Source organism: Pseudomonas sp. EGD-AK9 (genome assembly GCF_000465935.2).
GTDB lineage: Bacteria > Pseudomonadota > Gammaproteobacteria > Pseudomonadales > Pseudomonadaceae > Aquipseudomonas.
Genome location: NZ_AVOF01000544.1, coordinates 1 through 1443, shown reverse-complemented (window position 1 = coordinate 1443; position 1443 = coordinate 1). Strand labels below are relative to the sequence as shown.

At 62.6% G+C, this 1443-nt stretch carries 2 protein-coding genes; one reads left to right on the top strand and one right to left on the bottom strand.

The genetic code is table 11. The annotated features are described in order from the left end of the window. The coding region (tssA, locus tag N878_RS20345; RefSeq protein ID WP_021445382.1) for a type VI secretion system protein TssA at window positions 1-684 on the bottom strand (684 nt) is incomplete at its 3' end. Between the two features lie 375 nt (window positions 685-1059). On the opposite strand from tssA, the gene tagH reads away from it, so the two are divergent. Further along, on the top strand, window positions 1060-1443 hold a 384-nt coding region (gene tagH / locus N878_RS20340), incomplete at its 3' end, for a type VI secretion system-associated FHA domain protein TagH (protein ID WP_031303608.1).

Genomic DNA, 1443 nt, shown 5'->3' with positions numbered 1-1443 from the left:
CAGCTGCTTGATGGTGCCCAGATCGGCGCCGCGGTCCGAGCCGACGCGCTCGTTGACCTCCCGTTCTATCCCCTGCAGCGCCGCCTGGGCGGCGCCGACCGCGGCGCGGCAGGCCTCGACCTGCTCGGCATCGCTATCGCGAAAGGCCGCCGCGACCTGTTCCAGGCCCAGGCTTTCGCTGGCGAAGCGCTGCAAGCCGCTGGCATTGAGGGCGGCACGCAAGGTCACGGTACCGAAGGCGCGCGAGCGGATCAGCGGCATTTCCCACAACAGCCGCACCACCGGCTCGGCGCCTATGCCGGCCAGGGCGTTGATGCGGAAGGTGGGGTCGTTGTCGTCCTCGACGTCTAGCATCGGGTAGAGGCTGTCCCAGTACTGCTGCAGTAGCGCCTGGATCAGCTGCAGCGCCTGGGCCAGGCCGGGCAGGCCATCGAGGGCGATGCTGCTTTGCAGGTAATAGTTGGCGATGCGCAGATCCTTGCTGCGCGCGAACAGCTCGACGCACAGATCGCGCACCTGGCGCCATTCCGGCGGCTCGGCGGGCAATACCGAATCGCCCATCTGGCGCTCGGGTTGGCCCTGGGCGACGCGCTCGAGTTCGAGGAACGCCGAGTCGTATTCGAGATCGGCGCCACTCGGGGAGTCGGGGGATACCGCGGTCAACAGCTGCTGTACGTCCACCACAATGGGTGATCTCCATATCCAACCTGCTGCGGGCAGGCATACCGTCAGAGCGAACGTTGGACTTCAATCCACATCCTGTGGATTACGTTCTATTCGGAGCGGGGCATGGCCACTCCGATCGAGTTGTTAGAGCAAGTCTTGGCGTTGTTTTAGGCTTGTCAAGAAATTGGCCAGGCGCCTGGACGAACTGTCGAGCGGATTAAGATAGGCGAGCCGAAATTCTTTATTTAGTGTCTTTCGCTATATTGCTAATTACAAAAAAGCAGATTCAAAGTGTTACTCCTGAACAACACTGGTCAACTTTGTGATGCCTATACTCAGGGCACCGGTTGGGGACTCATGCGGTCGATGAGCGAAGTTTTGTAAGGAGTTTGAATGCCGCTGCGTTTGACCATCACCAGTTATCACAAGCTGACGCCCGGGCAGCGTGCGGACATGGAGCTCGACCGCGGCGAGCTGCGCATCGGGCGCAACCCGGAGAACGACTGGGTATTGCCCGACCCGGAGCGCCTGGTATCGGGCCAGCACTGCGTGATCCAGTTCCGCGACGGCACCTATTACCTGACCGACACCAGCACCAACGGCGTGCAACTGGTCAACGCCGGGGTGCGCCTGCACCGCGGCAATAGCGAGCCGCTGCGGGACGGCGAGCTGGTGCGCCTGGGCGAGTACGACATCCTGGTACAGATTACCGGCGCCGACATATCGTCGCCGGGGCTGCCCGCCGCCAGCGATCCCTTCACCGGCTTCGATGCGCTG